This window comes from Kordia sp., assembly GCF_045105435.1.
In the GTDB taxonomy this organism is placed as follows: Bacteria; Bacteroidota; Bacteroidia; order Flavobacteriales; family Flavobacteriaceae; genus Kordia.
The window spans coordinates 1-20759 of record NZ_JBGCDL010000205.1; the positions used below are offsets into that span (position 1 = coordinate 1).

17 protein-coding genes are annotated in these 20759 nt (G+C 34.8%); 13 read left to right on the forward strand and 4 right to left on the reverse strand.

From position 1 onward, the window contains the following. Positions 1-380: FMN-binding negative transcriptional regulator (locus AB8B65_RS10690; RefSeq protein WP_405300972.1), on the forward strand; the 380-nt coding region annotated here is incomplete at its 5' end. A 91-nt stretch (positions 381-471) separates the two neighbouring features. Here AB8B65_RS10690 and AB8B65_RS10695 read toward each other — a convergent pair. Both AB8B65_RS10695 and murC read right to left on the reverse strand, forming a co-directional pair. Continuing rightward, entirely contained in the window at positions 472-1113 is a 642-nt protein-coding gene (locus tag AB8B65_RS10695) for a hypothetical protein (protein WP_405300973.1), read from the reverse strand. Positions 1114-1212: 99 nt separating this feature from the next. Next, entirely contained in the window at positions 1213-2568 is a 1356-nt protein-coding gene (gene murC, locus AB8B65_RS10700) for a UDP-N-acetylmuramate--L-alanine ligase (protein ID WP_405300974.1), read from the reverse strand. Positions 2569-2819: 251 nt separating this feature from the next. Between murC and AB8B65_RS10705 the strand changes: the two genes are divergently transcribed. The 10 genes from AB8B65_RS10705 (at position 2820) to AB8B65_RS10750 (ending at position 11631) form a co-directional block, all read left to right on the forward strand. Further along, positions 2820-3278, forward strand: a complete 459-nt coding sequence (locus AB8B65_RS10705; RefSeq protein WP_405300975.1) for a hypothetical protein — start codon at positions 2820-2822, stop codon at positions 3276-3278. 178 nt (positions 3279-3456) lie between these two features. Continuing rightward, complete coding sequence (locus AB8B65_RS10710; RefSeq protein WP_405300976.1) at positions 3457-3648, forward strand: hypothetical protein; 192 nt, start codon at positions 3457-3459, stop codon at positions 3646-3648. A gap of 39 nt (positions 3649-3687) precedes the next feature. After that, complete coding sequence (locus AB8B65_RS10715) at positions 3688-5499, forward strand: glycoside hydrolase family 2 TIM barrel-domain containing protein (protein WP_405300978.1); 1812 nt, start codon at positions 3688-3690, stop codon at positions 5497-5499. A 179-nt stretch (positions 5500-5678) separates the two neighbouring features. Then, complete coding sequence (locus AB8B65_RS10720; RefSeq protein ID WP_405300980.1) at positions 5679-6836, forward strand: serine hydrolase domain-containing protein; 1158 nt, start codon at positions 5679-5681, stop codon at positions 6834-6836. A 118-nt stretch (positions 6837-6954) separates the two neighbouring features. Next, positions 6955-7335: a hypothetical protein gene (locus AB8B65_RS10725; RefSeq protein ID WP_405300981.1), complete on the forward strand. Its 381-nt coding sequence runs from the start codon at positions 6955-6957 to the stop codon at positions 7333-7335. Positions 7336-7435: 100 nt separating this feature from the next. Next, the gene (locus tag AB8B65_RS10730) at positions 7436-8773 is read left to right on the forward strand and encodes a hypothetical protein (RefSeq protein WP_405300983.1); all 1338 of its coding nucleotides are present in this window, start codon (positions 7436-7438) and stop codon (positions 8771-8773) included. A 14-nt stretch (positions 8774-8787) separates the two neighbouring features. Beyond that, positions 8788-9549 carry a cyclase family protein gene (locus AB8B65_RS10735; RefSeq protein WP_405300984.1) on the forward strand — a complete coding sequence of 254 codons (762 nt, stop codon included), beginning with the start codon at positions 8788-8790 and terminating at the stop codon, positions 9547-9549. A 15-nt stretch (positions 9550-9564) separates the two neighbouring features. After that, positions 9565-10017, forward strand: coding sequence for a hypothetical protein (locus AB8B65_RS10740; protein WP_405300986.1), 453 nt, complete (start codon positions 9565-9567; stop codon positions 10015-10017). Between the two features lie 106 nt (positions 10018-10123). Next, the gene (locus tag AB8B65_RS10745) at positions 10124-10693 is read left to right on the forward strand and encodes a LemA family protein (RefSeq protein WP_405300987.1); all 570 of its coding nucleotides are present in this window, start codon (positions 10124-10126) and stop codon (positions 10691-10693) included. Further along, a complete protein-coding gene (locus AB8B65_RS10750; RefSeq protein ID WP_405300988.1) occupies positions 10690-11631 on the forward strand; it encodes a DUF3137 domain-containing protein in 942 nt (313 codons plus the stop codon). Before AB8B65_RS10745 ends, AB8B65_RS10750 begins: the two co-directional genes overlap by 4 nt. A gap of 141 nt (positions 11632-11772) precedes the next feature. On the opposite strand, the gene AB8B65_RS10755 is transcribed toward AB8B65_RS10750, so the two are convergent. Then, positions 11773-12726, reverse strand: a complete 954-nt coding sequence (locus AB8B65_RS10755; RefSeq protein ID WP_405300989.1) for a tetratricopeptide repeat protein — start codon at positions 12724-12726, stop codon at positions 11773-11775. A gap of 82 nt (positions 12727-12808) precedes the next feature. Beyond that, positions 12809-13510: a hypothetical protein gene (locus AB8B65_RS10760; protein WP_405300990.1), complete on the reverse strand. Its 702-nt coding sequence runs from the start codon at positions 13508-13510 to the stop codon at positions 12809-12811. Positions 13511-13674: 164 nt separating this feature from the next. Here AB8B65_RS10760 and AB8B65_RS10765 point away from each other — a divergent pair, with 164 nt between their 5' ends. Further along, a complete protein-coding gene (locus tag AB8B65_RS10765; protein WP_405300991.1) occupies positions 13675-19764 on the forward strand; it encodes an alpha-2-macroglobulin family protein in 6090 nt (2029 codons plus the stop codon). A gap of 535 nt (positions 19765-20299) precedes the next feature. After that, entirely contained in the window at positions 20300-20554 is a 255-nt protein-coding gene (locus AB8B65_RS10770) for a hypothetical protein (protein WP_405300993.1), read from the forward strand. The last annotated feature ends 205 nt before the right edge of the window (positions 20555-20759 follow it).

Genomic DNA, 20759 nt, shown 5'->3' on the forward strand with positions numbered 1-20759 from the left:
AAGCGATATTTCACGGTCCCGATTGTTATATTTCTCCAAATGTGTACAGCACAACACAATTGCCAACTTGGAATTATGTAAAAGTGCATATTTCGGCGAAAGCCACACGAATGCCAACGAATGATTCGCTTATTCATTCGATTGCAGAAATGACATCTTTTTTGGAAAATTCACAAAAACCGTATGTGTTAGATGTGAAGAATCCGAGAGTACAAACGTTAGCCGATTATATTATAGGATTTAGATTAGAAATTACGGCTTGGGAAGGGAAATTTAAACTTTCGCAAGATAAATTACCCAAAGACAGGCAACTTGCCAAAGAGGAATTGATAAAAAAAAGTCGCCAGGATGTGACGACTTTTCTCAACAACATTATATAGCTAACACTTAACGCTATAAAACGCATGTATACTGAACTATGATGTATGGCAGCATCGTAGTTTATTGTATATTTTTATAATTCAGAATATTTTATTGTACGTCGTAAGACACTAAACTTCTTTCGACAGTGTGCAACGAACTATTTGCATAAGATGATGTATTAAATATAAACCCAATACCTCCAGCAAAATAATAACGGTCACGTCCATCGTGTGGCGTTGTACCTGGCGCTTCTCTCGCATATACTTCCATCCATTGACAGTCAAAATCGCCTACAGTAGTTGATATCATTTCATTTCCTTCTGCCAATGCAGTGTATAAATAGAATGAATTGCTATTTCTTATTAAAAATTCTTGATTGTCATCCCTTGAATAGAAAACTTTTCCATATTCATTTATAAGATATCCCAAAGAATCTCTGTAGTGTTTAAAATGTTCGCCATTGGGAGAACAGAATGCTTGATTGGCTTCGTTTCCGGAAGTTCGCGTTCTAAATGTAAAAAAGGTTTCTCCATTGATATATTCAGTCCCAATAATTTTGACAGAGTCTGTAACATTGATATTTTCAAATTCAGTGGATGCGCCATTTAACCTACGTTGATGTTCATACACCCAAGAATTTCCAACGGTTAAGGCATAAAAATTTTCTTCTGTTTCAGGAATCGTGCTGTCGTCAGTAGAACATGACACACAAATAAGTACTAGAAAAACTAGTAGTAACGTTTTTTTCATAATCGGTATATTTATTAAAATTGGTAAAAAGTAATTATGAAGTATGCGCGTTTGGTTTTAATTGATTCGGTCTGCTTTTTTAACGAAGCTTTTTTTGTTTTAGTATATGTGTTGTTTAAATTCTTCAAAATTGAGTCCACCATAATTCCCTGAACTCATTAGTAATACTGCCGTTTGAGTTAAGTTTTGACCGAATAAATATTCTTTAAATTTTGCTGGATCTGTGTAAATAATTAAATCATCTCGTTCAAAAGCTTCTGCAATTTGTGCTTCAGAAACCGAATCGAGTTGCTTTATTTTTACAGCATTTGGCGAATAGAATACAACAGCTTTGTCTGCTGCATCTAACGCGCCTTTGTATTCTTTTAAAAATTCGGCATTCAGACTACTATAGGTATGTAATTCCAAACAGGCAAAAACAGTTCTGTCCGTATATTGCTCTTTTACAGCTTGTGTCGTTGCTTTTACTTTACTTGGCGAATGTGCAAAGTCTTTGTACACTACAGTAGCATTTTTCTCTGCAATTTTCTCCAAACGCTTGCTGGCTCCTTTAAAGGTAGAAATGGCTTCATAAAAATCTTCTTCGTCTACACCAATATGTTGGCAAATCCATTTTGCTCCTGCTAGATTGTTGAGGTTGTGTTTTCCAAATACTTCAATTGGCATAAAACCATCGGGAGTTTCTAATAAGGTTTCTCCGTTTTCAATAGTATAATTTGGCGTTTTGTAACTTAGTTTACGAATCGGATTTTCGGAAGCTTCTACCACACGTACTACTTCTGTATCTTCTTCATTGTAATTGATGCTTCCGCCTTTGGTAATAGAATCTACAAATATTTGAAACTGCTCAACATAATTCTCGTATGTTGGAAATACATTGATATGATCCCAAGCAATTCCGCTTAATAACGCAATGTTTGGTTTATACAAATGAAATTTTGGTCTGCGATCAATTGGCGAAGACAAATATTCGTCTCCTTCCAACACAATAAAATCGTTTTCTTCGGTAAGATGCACCATCGTATCAAAACCTTCTAATTGTGCGCCAACCATATAATCGACTTTGATTTCATGGTAATTTAATACATGCAAAATCATCGAAGTAATTGTTGTTTTCCCATGACTTCCACCAATAACAACACGCGTTTTATATTTTGATTGTTCGTACAAAAACTCTGGATATGAATAAATGGTTACACCTAATTCTTGTGCTTTCAACAATTCGGCATTATCAGGTTTTGCATGCATTCCTAAAATAATAGCGTCCAAATCGGTTGTAATTTTTTCGGGGAACCAACCAAAAGTTTCTGGTAGCAATCCTTTTGCGTTCAATCGTCCTTTTGAAGGTTCAAAAATAACATCATCACTTCCTGTAATTTGGTATCCTTTGGCATGTAAAGCTAGTGCTAAGTTGTGCATTGCGCTTCCGCCAATTGCTATAAAATGTATTCGCATGTTTTGTAGAGTTGTAAAAGTGTAAAGATAAACCGCTTTTTTGTTTTTTGGGAATTTTATTGATGAAACTCTATTTTGAATTTCCCTTTTCTAACGCATCAAAATTACCTATCAATAGCGCATAATCACTTCATAAACACGTACTTCTTCTCTTTTATTAGCACGAAACCAACCTAATTTAATTGTAATTTCTTACTTTTAAAGGTAAAAACCAACAACAATAAAATAATTAACCACTAATTCAAACCAAAATGGACAACAACAAAATCAAAGCATTTTTCGATGAAATCATCTTAGACAAATTTTTAATGAACTTTATTCCTGGACTTATATTGTTCTTTGTAGTAAGCAGATTCGTAGGAGGCGGAATGGGCGAAGGACTTACCGTATTTTTAATTGTAATTTCATTTTCTTGGATTTTAGGAGTGCTCTTAGAAATGATCTTTTTCAAAAAAGCATTCGCAAACAGACGAGGAGAAAAAGCGTATAGTAACACCGAAAATCTGAATTTATTATTTGGTAAAATTGGAATCAGTATTCTAATTGCCTGTATTTTTTGGATTGACATACAATCTGTTATCAATTATTTTGAATATAGTGGCAGCATAAAAGGAATGCAAATTTTTATGATTATTCTAAAATTTGTAGTCTTTGCTTTAGCCGGACTTTATTTGTATATGCATTACTTAAAAAGTAAAATAAAAGAATAGTATATAGCTCCAATTATATATTAAATTCAGAAAGAGTATTCGGTTAATTCCCCATACTTTTTCTGAATTTATTTTTGTTGACTATTTTGTAACAAAACAATAGTAAAAACCATTCTGGTAATATTGTAACGAATTCTATAATTTTGCAACCAATACTTTACATTAAAACCATGTTACCATGCAAGAAATCATCACTTTCCTTAAAAATAGTTGGACCTTACGAACGGTGTTATTAATCACGACAATTTATAGTGTTACCACACTGATATTTGAACGCACCATTGAAGTTTCTGAAATCGTAATCACTTTCTTTGTAGGCTTGTATTGTGTTTGGGGATTTGCTAAACCTCCTAAAAAAAGTCAGCAATAAGTCGTATTTTTATAGAAACTAACGTTTATCAACTTTTCTATGAAAACAACAAACTATTCCATTTTTAAACTCTTCCTCTTTTGTTGTTTTTTTGCGAATGCACAAGTAACAATTCAAAAAACAAATTCTACTTGGAACTTACTTGTCAATGAAAAACCGTTTGAAGTAAAAGGTGCTACGTTTGGTCATGAAGATGACGCAGCTAATTATGATATGTATTTTAAAGACTTGCAGTCACTTGGCGTGAATACAATTAGAACGTGGGCAACTGGAAAAAACACCAAAAAACTGCTAGATGCTGCGCAAAAATATGACATTAAAATCATGGTTGGTATTTGGATGCGACACGGACGACCTGGCATGGAAGACGATGATAGCTTCAATTACCTAAAAGATACAGAAGGCATGGAAGTCATGTACAAAAATGCCATCAATGTTGTAAAAATGTACAAAGAGCATCCTGCGGTTTTAACTTGGGGAATTGGAAACGAAGTCTACCTCAACATGGAAACAGATGCTGAAAAAGAAGCGTATTCTAAATTCTTAGAACGTGTTTGTAGTCGTATTAAAAAGATAGATCAAAATCATCCAATTAGTTCTACAGAAGCATGGACCTTTGGACTTGATTGGTGGGGAAAACACGTGCCGTCTATTGATATTTATGGACTGAATAGTTATGGTGCTGGCGCAAATTTCCTTTCGGAAGAATTGACAAAAAGAAACATTGACAAACCCTATATCATTACCGAATTTAATGTTACGGGCGAATGGGATATTGAACAAAAAATAAATGGTGTAAAAGTAGAACCATCTGACGAAGAAAAATACACAACAATTGTTAATGGCTACCACAATTGGATCAAAAATAAATCAAATTGTTTAGGTGTGTATATGTTTCATTATTCCAACGGAAACAACTTTATGTCACCTTGGTTATTTACACATCATAAAGGTTTTTATCGTCCAACTTATTGGGGAATTCGCAAAGCATACACAGGAAAAGAACCCACGAATGCCATTCCTAAAATTAACACATTTCAATTGCCCAAAACTACACTGCAAAGTAACACTTGGATTCCTGTAACTTTGGCTGTTTCTGATGCTGAAAATGAGGCTCTAAACATCAGTTTCTATTACAATCAACGCACAGGAAGTCGCAAACGTAGAGATCAAATTAACAAACTCAACTATAGAGGTTCGCTTACGGATGGTTTTGAAATTCAAATCCCAAAAGCACATGGCGCAGTTAAAATCTATGTGAATGTGCAAGATACGTTCAATAATGTCGGAATTGCTTCTACAGGAATCACCGCGACAGATGAAGACGCCAAAAACAAAAAATATTTAGTTCCTAAAGCGACACTTCCTTTTTATGTATATAAAGATGGAAACGATTTGCCATATATTCCAACCGCATACATGGGAAATTACCAAGCTATGAGCGTAGATACGCAAAATACGGAAGAAGTACATTCGGGAAAATATGCGCTAAAAATAGACTACAAAGAACGAAGTGGTTGGTACGGAATTGCCTTTGTAGATCCAAAAAATGATTGGGGAGATATTTTAGGTGGTTACGAAATTGAAAATGCTAAAAAATTCACTTTTTGGGCAAAAGCAAGTCGTGATGGCGTTACCGCAACTATTGGTTTTGGACTGATTGACAAAGATAAACCGTTTCCAGACACGGCAAAAAAATCTAAAAAACTAGAATTGACGAGTGAATGGAAAAAGTATACAATCAAATTAAAACGTTCCGATTTGAGTTGCATTCGTTCGGGTTTGGTATTGTTTTCCAACAGCTTTGGTTTTCCACAAAGTATTTATATTGATGAGGTGGTTTTTGAGTAAAAATGTTCTTTTTATTTTCAATGGATTACAGGAAGTTATAATTTAACTTTTGAAATTCGTTACCAATTTCCCTAAGAGTTTTTTTCTTACTCAGTGAAAAGTTTCTAATTATTTTATATCTTTTGTTTTTACTAAAGTTACTTTACCAACAATAATTTCGTTCAAAACTTATACTCATAATGAAATATATTTTATTATTCGCAATCTGTATCATTGTAATTTCCTGTGCTGATAAGGCAACTAATGACAATTTAGAATCGCAGCTCAACATATTATTTGAAGAAGAATTTTCTCAAGATGAACCTGGAGGTTCTATATTAGTAAAAAAAGGAGATAAAATAGCGTATTTAAAAAGTTATGGATTAGCTGATTTGACTACCAAAGAAAAGATTACTGAAAATACAATTTTCAATACGGGTTCAATTTCAAAAACATTTGTGGCTAATGGAATTCTGATTCTTAATGAACGAGACTCGCTATCGCTAGATGATAATCTTTATAAACATTTCAATGATTTCAAGAATAAAACACTTGCCGAAAAAGTAACTATCAAACACATGTTATCACACACATCTGGATTGCCTGATCTCCGAAATGCATGGGATAAAGAGAACTTTGATTTTTATCTCACTGCAAAAGATAAGGAAAACTTTGATCCTTTAAAACAAGCGGACAGTTTAAATTTTGAACCTGGAGCAAAGTTCGAATATTCAAATCCATCATATAATGGATTAGCCTTAATCATTGAGCAATTAACAAATGAACCTTGGCAACGTTTTATTGAAAACAACATATTTAAACCATCTGGTATGCAGCATAGTAAAATAACCAATGGCTCATACCCTGAATCTGGAGTTGCACACGCGTATGACAATTATTATGAAAAAGGAGATAGTATTTATTATGGAGCGTATTATGAATATGATTATGGAGAATTTACAACTTTTGCAGCCGCAGGAAATGGAGGTATCTGGGCATCAGTTTTAGATCTTGCAAAGTATGAAGAATCCATTCAAAATAATGTATTTCTTAGCAAAGAAATGACTAACGAATCTAGAACCGTATTCCACCCAAAAGGATGGTCTGAAACAACAGCTCCTTATATTGGATATGGTTGGTTTACTGGCGAACATACGCTATTTGAAGTACAAAGCGATTTTAATATTGATTTTATTTATCACACTGGATCGCAAGGAGGTTTTAGAGCGTTCTTTGTTAAAATACCAGAAAAAGATATTCTCCTTGTAGGTCTTTTTAATAGACCCTTAACAGATTTTAGAAAATTATTATTTGATACAACTACGATACTAGAAAAAAATAATTGGTTAGAAGATTAGAAGCATCCATATTAAAAATCTTCGCGAGTTTTCTATCCATTTATATTTATCAAATCAATTACTTTAACACGTGACTTTTCACACACAAATACGTTAAAAATAAAATAGGCATCAGGAAATGGAAGATAAGTTACAAAGAGGTGTTGTTATACTTAATCAAGAACAAACTTTGTGGAGGAAAATGAAGTGCAAAGAATTTTTAAACATTCAAAAAGGTGATCCTTATATTTATACTATGGACAAAAATCTACCTGTAAAGTTTATTCCTCACGATACATTTTCAAAGTATATAGCCTCAATCGCAAAATTATCTATATACGTATTGTTTCATAGAGGAGAAATGTTTAGAGTAAAAACTTGGGCTTTTGAAAAATTTTTTGGTGATGAAATATATTATTGTGTAATGTTTGACGATACATTTGACTGGTTTTTCTTTACTGATGACAATAGTAAAGATATTAATAAGGTTAAGGCTTTTTACCGAAATGAAACCGCATAAAACGAATTCTTATTACTTGTCTACTCACCATATTCCAAGATTATTTTAAACTTCCACATCACCCAAAATTTCCCTACCTTTCTACGCCGTATATAAACCCATGAAAAAACTGTTTTTCTTTCTAAATATATTGTTGAGCCTGTTGCTGCAAGCGCAAGACTTCCCTGCTATTTTTGAGAATTGCCTCATTTCGGATACAGAAAGTAATATTGCGCGCGCAAATCCGATTCATATTACGGAAATTGATGAAGCAAACAATCGCATCAAAACGAATTATACACAACTACAAAATCTACTTGTTGAAGCTACCGAAAAGCAATCGTGGTTTATCACGCAAAGTGAAGAAGCGTCTACCATTGTAGAAATCTTAAAAGTAGATGTAAAAAGCGGTTGGATTACGCTTGGCGAAACGTACGCAGGTGTTTTTAATATGGATGAAGGCGAAACGTTAGAATTTTTCAATCCGTTTATCAATTACAAAATTATTCAGAACAAACCTTTATTCAAAACATATCCAACATACATCAAAGACGCACAAATAAACTATATTCAAGCTGGCGGAATCATCAAAAGAGCCGAAAATGATTATGTATTACTAACGCCTGTTGTTTTTGGTGCACACGAAACAAGAGCTATCTATTATGCTACAAGTTCCGATTTGGAAAACTGGTCGTTTCAAGAGAAAAAAATACTAGATACTTCACAAATTCCATTCGCAAAGAAAAAAGGAAATATATTCAGCACAGGAAATCCGTTGCCATTAAAAAACGGCACGTATTTGGTTTTACTTGGCGTAGAACAGCCTAACGGAAACTACACGTCAGCATACATGGTTTTAAACGCAACACTAGACATTGTAAAAGCGCCACAGGAAATCAAGATTCCAAATTGGTATGGAGAAACTCAGAATAGTTTTCCGCTGGCAATCACAAAACACAACGGAGTTTACAGAGTGTTGTTTCACAGAAGAAGCAAGCGGTTTATTGAATCGGAAGTACACGAAATTACTACGAAAAACATTCTAAAAGCGTTCAATCAAAACAAAGGAATCATTTCGTCTAAAATCATACAAAAAGCCAAAAACGAAACAGGCTATTTGCGCGGAAAAGCAGATGATGCGAGTTACATAACGTACAATTCAAAACTCTATATATTATTGGGGAGTGAAGAATTACCTTCTGAATATCTAACTTCGTTCAATCGCGAATATGGTTTGCTTTCACTAGAAAATGACCAATGGATTCACGACGAGCGCAGTCCGTTGATAGTTAATCCGATGACGATTCACAATAAATATCCTGAATACGAATGGACTTCCGATCACTTAGGCGGTTTTATTTCTCCAATTTTTCACGATAACTATCTGTATTTATTTTTAACTTTCGGAACCGATAATCCTGATTATTTACTTTCGGGAATTAAGATAAAAACCAACTAACCAAAACCACCAACATGAAAATCATCGATCTTTCCAAACCGATCCAATACAACAAAAATGATCCTTGGTTTATGAAAGTTAAAATCAAACACAAACCGCATCGAAAAGCAAAATGGTTGATTCGCGTGTTGGGATTGCCTTTTAAATTGTTCCCGAAAGGATTTCAAGGTTGGGCAGATGATACAATTCAAAAAATGGGCGTACATTCCACCACACACATTGATGCACCTTGGCACTACTCGCCTACTGTAAATGGTGAAAAAGCCAAAACGATTGATGAAGTTCCGCTCGATTGGTGTTACGGTGACGGAATTGTGATTGACATGAAACACAAAGCCGATTTTGACGCGATTACTGTGGAAGACATCACCGAATTTTTAGAAACAAACAATCTCATGATTCAGCCAAAAATGATTGTGTTGATCAAAACGGGAAGAGACAAATATAACGGCACCAAAGATTTCCACAAAATAGGAACTGGCATGAGCGCCGAAGCAACCGAATGGCTCATTGATCAAGGAATAAAAGTCATGGGAATTGATTCGTGGGGTTGGGATTTACCATTACCATACATGCTAAAAAAGGCCAAAGAAACGGGGAATTCTGAGTTATTTTGGGAAGCGCATTTAGTCGGACAACGCAAAGAATATTGCCACATGGAACAATTGGTAAACTTAGATGCATTACCGTATTCGGGATTCAAAATTGCCGTATTTCCATTAAAAATTGTGGGCGCTTCTGCCGCACCTGCGCGTGTAGTTGCGATGATTGAATAAATTTAAAAAACGTATATGAATATAGAAATAAATACCTGTAAAGAATGTAAAAGTGACTACTTTACAAAAAAATCTCAAAGAGAAAATCTCTGTCCAAATTGTGCACATTATTTATACGGACAAAAGGAATGTAAGCATGAAATGAAAAGAGGAAGATGCTTTAAATGCCATTGGGATGGAACCATTTCTGAGCGTATTTCGGCATTAATAGATAGAAATAAAAAGAAGCTAAGAAAAGTGAAAGTAAACATTATCATTGCGCTGTTTACGTTTATAATTGGTGCCTTTTTTACTATTATTGGCACTCAAATTGCTGATGCTGCCATTTTTAGTTTGGCAAAATATTCCTTTGGTGCAAATACGTGGCTGTTGTTTGGTTTTTTCGGCATATTTGTAGCTATTGTATTTTTTATCAAAACGATGCAATATAAAAAACGATTGAAAAAAGAAATTCCGTATTTGAATTGATCGATTAAAAATAATATCTTCATAAAGAAATTTCACTCAAAGTGAAACATTAGACCAAAAACACACACGTATACCATAAAGCACACGAACCTAAAACTAAAAAACCATGGAAATATCTATCGCGCTCATTGCAATTGTTGTCATCATTCTAATTGCAATTGCTGTTATATATAACAGTTTGGTTGGCAGACGAAACCAAGTTCAAAATGCAGAAAGTTCTATTGATGTCATGCTAAAAAAACGATACGATCTCATTCCAAATTTGGTAGAAACCGTAAAACAATACATGAATCACGAAAAGGATTTATTGGAAAACATCACAGCGCTTCGATCAAAATTAGTCACATCTTCATTAGACAAACCCAAAAGAATTGCCTTAGAAAATGAATTATCGCAAGGTTTGCAACAACTCAACATCAGTGTAGAAAATTATCCAGATTTAAAAGCGAACGAAAACTTTTTAAATCTTCAATACAACTTAAACGAAATAGAAAGTCAATTATCAGCATCTCGGAGAGCGTATAATGCTTCTGTGTTGGATTATAACAACGGATTGGACAAATTTCCTTCCAACATCATTGCCAACGCTTTCAACTTTAGAAGAGAAGAATTCTTTGATGTGTATCCTGCCGAAAGAAGCAATCCGAACATAAAAAACCTGTTTAACAACGAATGATTTCAGAAGAAATAAAAAGGAAGTACGCACAAATGCTTACGGCTTTCAAAGCGACTAAAAATGATATTTTCACGCGATCAAACCGAAATTGGAAAAACACATTTTTTGTATATCTTGGCTTGGTAGCTGTTGGTTTTTTATTGGTGTTATTAGAAATTATCCAGTTTCAAAACCAGTACATGCTGCTCATCATACTTGCTGCGCCTGCAATTATTTTTATGATTCCTGGAATGATGGCGTATAGCTTGAAATCGAAATGGGCAAAAAAGTACAAAGACGAAGTTTTAAAACCCATTGTAGAAGCGCAGTTTCCTGGAATTGTCTATGAAGATCAGCAATCAATTTCTACACAAACGTTTAGAGCAAGTAACCTCTTTACAAGTCCCGATCGTTTTAAAGGAGAAGATTTATTCAGCGGAAAACTAGATGCTACAGCGTTTTCTTTTTCGGAAGTGCATGCAGAAGAAAAACATACGCGCAGAAACAAAAATGGAGGTACCACAACTTCGTACACTACTATATTTAGAGGATTGTTTTTAATTGCCGATTTCAACAAAGAAATTCAGAATGAAACCTACGTATATTCTTCTGGCGGAAAATGGTTTTCACGATTCAAACGTGTGCGATTGGAAGATCCTGTTTTTGAAGATCGATTCAATGTATACAGCGACGATCAAGTCGAAGCGAGATACGTACTTACGCCGAAAATTATGAGCCGAATTGTTGCTCTGGAAGATCGTTTTGGCGAAAACTTATACCTATCGTTCAGAGGACATCATGTGTATATTGCTATCAGTGAATCGCATAACATGTTTGAAAACAGTATTAATGATGAGGTAAGTTTCCAACAAATAGAACGTTTTCTTGCCGAAGTAAACAGCATTTTAGAAATCATCAATGACTTAGATTTGAATTTACGAATTTGGACAAAGCGTTAGTTTTGTTAGAAAAGTTTAAAACTTTATAGTTTTAAAAAAGTATGAAATAATAACCTGCGTCATTCTGAACTTGATTCAGAATCACACATAATTTATTTTAATGAGACCCTGAATCAAGTTCAGGGTGACGAAATGATACTATTACATCTTCAAAACCTTATCCTTATGCTCCGTAAACGGATCTAACTTTTCTTTTGAAATAGCTTTATTAATCCATTCCAACGCTTTTTGTTTGTCGCCTCTGTGCTTAAAAATTTGTGACAAACGGTAATATGCCCACGACACAGGAACGCCGTCTTTTGTAGTGTAATTGGTAATATATAAATACAAACACTTCTCGCCTTTATCTAACTGTAAATTATAATCGGCAGCCACTTTTCCAATTTGATAATGCATGGCATTTCGTTCGTGCTTTTTGTGCGATTTCTCAATATTTGCGATTGCTTTTAAAGGTTGATCGTTCTTTTCGTACAACTGCGTCAACTTATCATAACAAGTCATTGAACCGCCAACGCGAATGGCTTTTTTATAATACTCTTCCGCCTTTTTAGCTTCGTCATCGTATTCGTAAATATATCCTTTTGCCAAATAACCATCTACTTTGGAAAGATTCTCCAACTCATTGGCATACTTCATTGATTTCTTATAGCTTCCACCCACAATTCCAGGCAACTGCATGTACAATTCAACCATTGCCCAACGCACTTCAATATGCGTAGGATCGAGTTCTGCAGCACGTTTAAAGGCTCTCTTTACATCACCAATCAAGCCCAAAGCTTTAAACTTATTCACTTCCAAAGCTTTCATTCCTTTGGCGCCGCCGTATTTATAATGGTAATTCGCATTATAATCGTCCATTTTTACCAAATATTCATATCGCTCAATGGCTTTATCCCAGTTTTTCTGATATCCGTACGCATCGCCCAAAAGTTCTATCAACTGACGATCATTTGGAGATGCTGCAACTGCAGTTACCAAAAAACTCTCTGCTTTGCTATATTGTTTACTATCAAATAATTGTTCTGCTGTTTCTGCTGTTGTCTGACTCATTAACAACATCGGAACACATAAAAGGAATAAAAAATAATACTTCATTTGTTTTCTTTAATTTCAATAGCTGTATGCACTTATTATACCAAAGATACTATTTCATCGCCACTTGTTTCCTAAAACATTTTTAAAATTCTGCACAAGGTTGTGTATTTAAACGTGCGTTTAATCGGTCTCTAATTGCTCGCGGAATTATTTTATTCCTGAATTTCAAATACTTATAATCCCAAACATGCGCAATTGCTTGTCTAGGAATCAATTTCCATTCGTTGCTATTTTTAATTTTCACCATACAAATACGATAGAACGTTTTGGTTACCGAAACTCGTTTTTCACGATCATACGACAAGGTTTCGTAATTATTACTTTTTACAAATTCTCCACTCGGAATTATACCCGAACGTCTCGGAAAAGTTTTACTAATGGAATCCTTTTCACGAAGTTCTTTCAAAAAAGCCGCTGAAAAAACAGTTGTACGTAAGTCACTATATTCAACAATAACATATAGTGCCTTTTTGGTTTTGTACGCTTTAGAAACACATTCGATTGTTGGTTTGCTGTAAGTTGATTTTACAGTAAAAGCTTTCGTTGTATCTATTTCTTTATATCGTTTGGTGTGTAAATTTGAATATCGATCTAACTTCACATTCTTATACAATCTTTGGTCTAAACACGCTAACTTTTCAAGCACAGTTCCGTTTCTAAACATAAAAGTATAGCGATTTAAGGCTTCTTGCATTCTTTCGCTCACAGCAATATTATCCAGTTCAATTTCTTGTCCGCATACATGAAAAACACTCAAAAATAAGAGTGCATAAAAAAACTTCATCAAACTTGTATTTTTCATTTTGGAATGCTCTTTGCAATTTATCACGACAAGTACTTAAAATTACTATTAAAATGATTACTTTACATACGTAAAAATCTATTTTTTAATTTTACAATAGTACAACGTCAAAACAGATTTTACATTGTGAACAAATTTTAAACCGAATGAAAAACGTCCTCACTATATTTATGATTGTATTATTTAGTCAATTTTCAAATGCACAAGAAAAATATTCCCAATTATGGGAAGAAATTGCCGCTCTTGAAAAGAAAGGATTGACCAAATCGGCTTTTGAAAAAGCTACAGAGATATACAAACTTGCAAAGCGCGATCAAAACAATCCGCAAATCATCAAAGCATTTTTGCACAAAGCAAATTATCAAACAACGCTGGAAGAAAATGCAGAGTTGACTATTATAAACGAACTCAAAGCAGAAATTGCCACACAATCATTTCCATCAAAAAATATCTTAGAAAGTATTTTAGGACAATTGTATTGGCAATATTTTAAATCGAATCGCTATAAATTTTACAAACGCACCAAAACAGATGCAAAAGTAGATGCCAACGATTTTAGAACCTGGGATTTAAACACGCTATTTGAAGAAATTTTTACACGATTAGATGCTTCTTTGGAAAACGCGTCCCAATTGCAAAACATCAACCTAAGTGAATTTGATGAAATTCTAAACACGCAAAAAGGGTCTAAAATCTATCGCCCAACTGTATATGATTTTTTAGCGCACAATGCCTTAGATTTTTACAAAACGACCGAAAACAGCATTACAAAACCTGCGGAAACGTTTCAAATTGATGATGAGGAATTTTTATGCGGAGCAACATTATTTTCTGAATTAAAACTAAACACAAAAGATGCGCTTTCGCAAGAATTTAAAGCACTTCAAATCTATCAAAATCTAATTCGTTTTCACCTGAATAATGCCACACCAGAAGCATTAATTGCTATAAATATTGAGCGTTTAAAATATGTACAACAAAAATCGACGTTTGATGCTTCGGAAGAAAAACTAATTACCGCTTTTCAGAATGAAAAAACAACACACGCATCGCATGCGGCTTCGGGAATGTACGATGCTGAAACTGCCCAAATCTACAAACAATTTGGAAACAAATACAATGTAAATACTGCAAAAAACTATCAATGGGAATACAAAAAAGCCGTTGAACTCTGTGATGCTGTTATTGCAAAATTCCCAAAAAGTGATGCGGCAAAAAAATGCCAAGTGATCAAAGCGAGTTTGTTAGAAAAACAATTTTCAATTACTACGGAAGATGCAATTCCGATTGCAAAGCATTCAAGAATGTCCATCAACTATAAAAATGTTGAAAAGCTGTATTTCTCTGTTCACAAAATAAAATACAGTCAATTAAAAGCCTACCGAGAATTGTATGACGATGCGCAGCGCATCAAATTCATCAACAAATTTGCGGCAAATGAAAAATGGAATGCAACACTGCCAACCGAAAACGATTACCATTTTCATACGACCGAAATTGCAATTCCGCCATTACAAAACGGTTTTTACATTATTACCGCTTCTGATGGTGATACGCTAAATCCGAAATTTTTAGCAACCGATCTTATACAAGTTACGGATATTGCTATTACGCATAAAAAAACGAATACTTCCTATATTTTTCAACTAACAGATAGAAATAATGGAAGTCCAATTGCAAATCAGACACTAAAAATAAACTACAAATTAGGTTACAGAGGCAAAACGGATCAACAAACAATTACTACAGACGCTACTGGAAGTGCCACCTTAAACGGAAATCATAATGGTCGCATTTACGATTTAGACATTGCTGTAATCAGAGAAGGTAATACCGCACATTTTGATAATTTCAATTTCTATAGTCGAAATAATCCAGAAGATACAGCGCCGCAAAGAACGCTCTTTCTATTTACGGACAGAAGCATTTACAGACCTTCTCAAATGGTACATTTCAAAGGAATTTTTGTACGTAGAGATGGAAAACAGTCAACGATTGTTAGCAGCCAAAAAGTAACGCTCACATTCCGCGATGCTAATTATCAAGAAATAAGCACCTTAAATTTGCTAACAAACGAATATGGTTCGGTTAAAGGTGAATTTGCAATTCCAAACAATGGCTTAACAGGAAACTTTTCTATTCGTGCTTCCGTTGGTAGAGATCAACTTGGAAGTGCCAATTTCTCTGTAGAAGAATACAAACGCCCAAAGTTTGAAGCGGAGTTTTTACCAATTACGGAAACCTTTGCGGTGAACGATTCTGTCGTTGCAAAAGGAAATGCAAAAGCATTCGCTGGAAGTAACATTTCGGACGCTAAAGTAACGTATTCAGTAAAACGAACGCCACGTTATCCTGCTTGGGTATATTGGAGAAGTCCGTATGTAAACACAGCTTCGCAACAAATAACTAGCGGCGAAACGACTACAGATGCTTCTGGAAATTTTGAAATTACCTTCAAAGCCATTCCTGACGCAAGTGCTGATAAAAAATTGCTGCCAATATTTGATTATCAAATTACTACCGATATTACCGATATCAACGGAGAAACGCGCAGTACGGAAACAACCGTACATGTTGGATATCATAGTTTAGAAGCGAAAATTGCAATTGCGTCAAAACTTGATGCTTCGGAGCGTGATCATTCCGTAGAAATCATCACAAAGAATTTAAACGGTGAAAAAGTTCCTGCTAAAGGAAAAATCACCATTCACAAACTACAAGCGCCCGATCGTATTTTGCGAAGACGTCCTTTTAAAGTGCCGGATTACAATGCAATTTCGGAAGCTGATTTTAAAGAATTATTTCCGCATGATGCATATTCAGCAGCTGAAGAAAAATTTCAAACCTGGAAAAAAGGCAAAAACGTATTTGAGGAAACGTTTGATACTGGAAAAGAAAGCAAACTGGATTTAGGAAAAATAAAACGTTGGGAATCTGGAAAATATATAGTTGAAGTCATTTCGACAGATGCCAATGGTTTTGAAATTAAAGATGTAAGCTATACAGACGTTTTTAATGCAAAAGATAAAGTTACCGCAGACAATAAATTGCTGGAAGTTTATGCAGACAAAGATGCATACTTTCCAGGCGAAGAAGTGGTATTGACCATCAAATCAGGAACGCCGTTATTAAAAGTTACGGTTGATCTTGAAAAAGGAAGAAAGTTGGTAAAATCGTATCAAGTGTCTTTAAAAAATGGCAAACAAACCATTACAATTCCTGTTGAAAAGAAAGATGAAGGCGGATTTAGAGTGCATTGTACAGGAACTATTTTTAATAGTTATGTAGCAGTACAAGTGCCAATTGTGGTAAAATATCCTGCAACAGATTTAACGATTGAAACAACAACATTTAGAGATAAATTAAAGCCTGGACAAGAAGAAACGTGGAGTTTCCGCATCAAAGGTCCAAAAGGAGAAAAAGTAGCCGCAGAAATTCTGTCGAGCATGTACGATGCTTCTTTGGATGAATTTAAAGAACACAAATGGAGATTTAATCCAATATCCAAACCACAATACTACAGTTATTTGGATATCAATTCGGGCAGAAGTTTTGCCACTACACGTTTTGGAGATGTGTTAGACGCTACCAATGGCTACAGTTACAGCGCGCAATCGTATGATCGTTTGAATTGGTTTGGACTTTATTTTTACGGACAACGAAGAATATTACGCAAACAAAGAGCGATGGCGTTAGGATCTTCCAAGGTGGCAGAAAAACGAATGGCTGCACCAGTTGCCGTGAAGGATGAAGTTGAAGTTGCTGAATTAGCATACGATGAAGATGATGCTTCATCAAAAAGGTTATACAATGCGCCTGTTGGGAATTCGAATGCTGTATTAAACGCAAAAGATCCAGAAGAAATTGGCATTAAAGAAACAACCGAAACCGTTGTTCCGCGAAAGAATTTACAGGAAACTGCCTTTTTCTTTCCGCAGTTACAAACCGATAGCGAAGGCAATGTTTCGTTTACATTTACCACGCCAGAAGCATTGACAAAGTGGAATGTACAATTGTTAGCACATACCAAAGATTTGAATTCGGCAACAAAAACATTGACAACTGTAACGCAAAAAGAATTGATGGTATTGCCAAATGTACCACGATTTTTACGTGAAGGCGATGCAGTAGTAATTAGCACAAAAATTTCAAACCTTTCTGAAAAGAACTTAAGCGGAGAAGCGTCGTTGCAACTCATTGATCCGTTTACTGGAAATAACATCAATCCTGCATTGTTTCCACGTTTAGGCACACCGAAGCAAGCGTTCTCTGTAAATGCCAACGGAAATACACAAGTTTCTTGGACATTATACATTCCGCAAGCATTGCAAGCCGTTCAATATACAATTATTGCCAAAGCGGGCGAATTTAGTGATGGCGAACAAAACGCATTGCCTGTATTGTCTAACAGAATGTTGGTTACGGAAACCTTACCAATGTGGATCCGTTCTAACCAAACTAAAACATTTACGTTAGATAAACTTACGAATACGAATTCAAGTACGCTCAAACATCATAAATTAAGTTTGGAAATGACGTCCAATCCTGCGTGGTATGCGGTACAAGCGTTGCCGTATTTAATGGAATATCCGTATGAATGTTCGGAGCAAACCTTTTCTCGTTATTACGCAAATGCGTTGGCGAGTCACATCGCGAATAGCAATCCTAGAATTGAAGCTGTATTTAATCAGTGGAAATCTTCGGATGCTTTGTTGAGCAATTTAGAGAAGAATCAGGAATTAAAATCATTGATTATTCAAGAAACGCCTTGGGTTCGTGATGCACAATCAGAATCGGAACAGAAAAAGCGAATTGCGTTATTATTCGATCTAAATCGTATGAAAAATGAAGAAACACGCACATTTCAAAAGTTGAAACAAATGCAGTTGCCTTCTGGCGGATTTTCTTGGTTTTCTGGCGGAAGACAAAATAGATTTATCACACAACATATTATGACAGGTTTTGGGCACTTGAGAAAACTTGGCGTGAATGTGAAAGCAGATAATGAAACGCAAAGACTTGTTCAGAAAGCCGTTTTATATTTGGATTCAGAGTTTATTCAAGAATATAAAAACATTAAGAAATACAATAAAGACGCAGATTTATCTAAAGATCATTTGTCGTATTCGCAATTGCATTATTTGTACATGCGAAGCTTTTTTGAGGAAATTAAACTTTCCAAAGAAGCACAAGAAATTAGCGATTATTATTTAGGTCAAATTGACAAATATTGGCTCAGTCGCAGTTTGTATGCCAAAGGTTTAATGGCGTTGGTTTCGCACCGAATGAAGCATCCAAAAACGGCCACTGCTATTTTGCGTTCGTTACAAGAAAATAGTATTACGAGTGAAGAATTGGGTATGTATTGGAAAGCAAATACGTCGTCTTGGCATTGGTATCAGGCGCCAATTGAAACGCAAGCGTTGCTGATTGAAGCGTTTGCCGAAATTTCTAAGGATGTCACTACTGTAGATAATTTAAAGATATGGCTGCTGAAACACAAACAAACCAATCGTTGGTCAACTACCAAAGCAACCTCGGACGCGGTGTACGCGCTTTTATTACAAGGAAGCGATTGGCTTTCGGTAACAGATATGGTCGATGTAACAGTTGGCAATGAAAAGATTACGCCTGAAACTTTAGAGAATGTAAAAGTAGAAGCTGGTACAGGCTATTTTAAAACGTCGTGGAACGGAAGCGAAATTACGCCAGAAATGGGAAAAGTTACGATTACTAAAAAAGGCGAAGGAATTGCTTGGGGCGGATTGTACTGGCAATATTTTGAAGATTTAGATAAGATTACGACTGCGGAAACGTCGTTGAAATTGAGCAAAAAGTTGTTCAAACGTACGTATGACGACAACGGCGAAGTAATTACTGAAATTGACGAAAATACAAAACTTGAATTGGGCGATTTGGTGCGTGTTCGCATTGAATTACGAAACGACAGACCGATGGAATTTGTACATTTAAAAGATATGCGCGCTGCTGGTTTTGAACCAATTAATGTGTTATCGCAATACAAATGGCAAGATAGTTTGGGTTATTATGAAAGTACCAAAGATGCAAGTACGAATTTCTTCTTTGACTATTTACCAAAAGGTATTTTTGTTTTTGAATACGATTTGCGCGTGAATAATAAAGGAGATTTTTCTAACGGAATTTCCACAATTCAAAGTATGTATGCGCCAGAATTTAGCAGTCATAGTGAAGGTGTGAGAGTGAAAGTGGATTAGGTTGATTTGTTTGTTGATTCGTTCATTTGTTTATCTGTTTATCTATGAAACGTCATTACGAGAAAGCATGACGAAGTAATCTGTTGCTAATTCATATACAACTTTGTGTTTGAAACTAACAGATTGCCACACGTTTTTTTAAAACTTTCGCAAAGACGCATTGTATTTATTGATTTGAGAAATGAACAGCTCAGAAACGTCATTACGAGAAAGCATGACGAAGTAATCTATTACTAATTCATATACAACTTTGTGTTTGAAACTAACAGATTGCCACACGTTTTTTTCAAAACTTTCGCAAAGACGTAGTATAAGTTTTTGACTTGAAAATGAGAAACTTAGAAACAATTATCCTTTAAAATAATTTTCCAAATACTACTCGGTCTACCAACGCAGGAGAAAATACTTACTTCTTCTGTTTATATACCTGTATTTTATATTGGTTACTTGTACGCTTACACAGCATGTTTTTAAATGGCAATTTTACACTATCAAACCAACCTATTAGTATTAATCATTTAAAAAAACATGTATTATGAGTACTTCAACTTTAATTTTAGATCCACAAACAAACGGTAGCGCACAAGTTACGCCTAGTCGTTTTCCAGCAGAAATTACACTTGTATTTGAGCCGCAAGAACTAGCAGAGGCTTATTATGGTCTTGACGGACAAAGACCATCAATTCCTTTACGTCCAGGAGTTTCAAAAGTAGTTGTGAATGTAAACTCGTTACAATTACAATACAGAGTTGTAAGTGGACAAGCAAAACTTGAATGGGAAATGCAATAGCAATTCATTCAAAACATATTAGCTAAACCCGTTGTGCATTTTGAATTAAAAAAGTATAATGAAGCGTCAGTTCGATTTCTATGACTTTACCAAACGATTTTGATAAAAAGTTTGATTTTTTATTAAGGCAAAAATTAGATGAATAATTTTGTTTCTAACAGCATTAAGAACACTCATTTTATTTTTGCCTTCTTTTACTTTTCTA

Bases quoted from the DNA above. Each gene is read 5' to 3' on its own strand.
- AB8B65_RS10695 (WP_405300973.1), bottom strand. From the start codon at position 1,113: ATGAAAAAAACGTTACTACTAGTTTTTCTAGTACTTATTTGTGTGTCA.
- murC (WP_405300974.1), bottom strand. From the start codon at position 2,568: ATGCGAATACATTTTATAGCAATTGGCGGAAGCGCAATGCACAACTTA.
- AB8B65_RS10705 (WP_405300975.1), top strand. From the start codon at position 2,820: ATGGACAACAACAAAATCAAAGCATTTTTCGATGAAATCATCTTAGAC.
- AB8B65_RS10710 (WP_405300976.1), top strand. From the start codon at position 3,457: ATGCAAGAAATCATCACTTTCCTTAAAAATAGTTGGACCTTACGAACG.
- AB8B65_RS10715 (WP_405300978.1), top strand. From the start codon at position 3,688: ATGAAAACAACAAACTATTCCATTTTTAAACTCTTCCTCTTTTGTTGT.
- AB8B65_RS10720 (WP_405300980.1), top strand. From the start codon at position 5,679: ATGAAATATATTTTATTATTCGCAATCTGTATCATTGTAATTTCCTGT.
- AB8B65_RS10725 (WP_405300981.1), top strand. From the start codon at position 6,955: ATGGAAGATAAGTTACAAAGAGGTGTTGTTATACTTAATCAAGAACAA.
- AB8B65_RS10730 (WP_405300983.1), top strand. From the start codon at position 7,436: ATGAAAAAACTGTTTTTCTTTCTAAATATATTGTTGAGCCTGTTGCTG.
- AB8B65_RS10735 (WP_405300984.1), top strand. From the start codon at position 8,788: ATGAAAATCATCGATCTTTCCAAACCGATCCAATACAACAAAAATGAT.
- AB8B65_RS10740 (WP_405300986.1), top strand. From the start codon at position 9,565: ATGAATATAGAAATAAATACCTGTAAAGAATGTAAAAGTGACTACTTT.
- AB8B65_RS10745 (WP_405300987.1), top strand. From the start codon at position 10,124: ATGGAAATATCTATCGCGCTCATTGCAATTGTTGTCATCATTCTAATT.
- AB8B65_RS10750 (WP_405300988.1), top strand. From the start codon at position 10,690: ATGATTTCAGAAGAAATAAAAAGGAAGTACGCACAAATGCTTACGGCT.
- AB8B65_RS10755 (WP_405300989.1), bottom strand. From the start codon at position 12,726: ATGAAGTATTATTTTTTATTCCTTTTATGTGTTCCGATGTTGTTAATG.
- AB8B65_RS10760 (WP_405300990.1), bottom strand. From the start codon at position 13,510: ATGAAGTTTTTTTATGCACTCTTATTTTTGAGTGTTTTTCATGTATGC.
- AB8B65_RS10765 (WP_405300991.1), top strand. From the start codon at position 13,675: ATGAAAAACGTCCTCACTATATTTATGATTGTATTATTTAGTCAATTT.
- AB8B65_RS10770 (WP_405300993.1), top strand. From the start codon at position 20,300: ATGAGTACTTCAACTTTAATTTTAGATCCACAAACAAACGGTAGCGCA.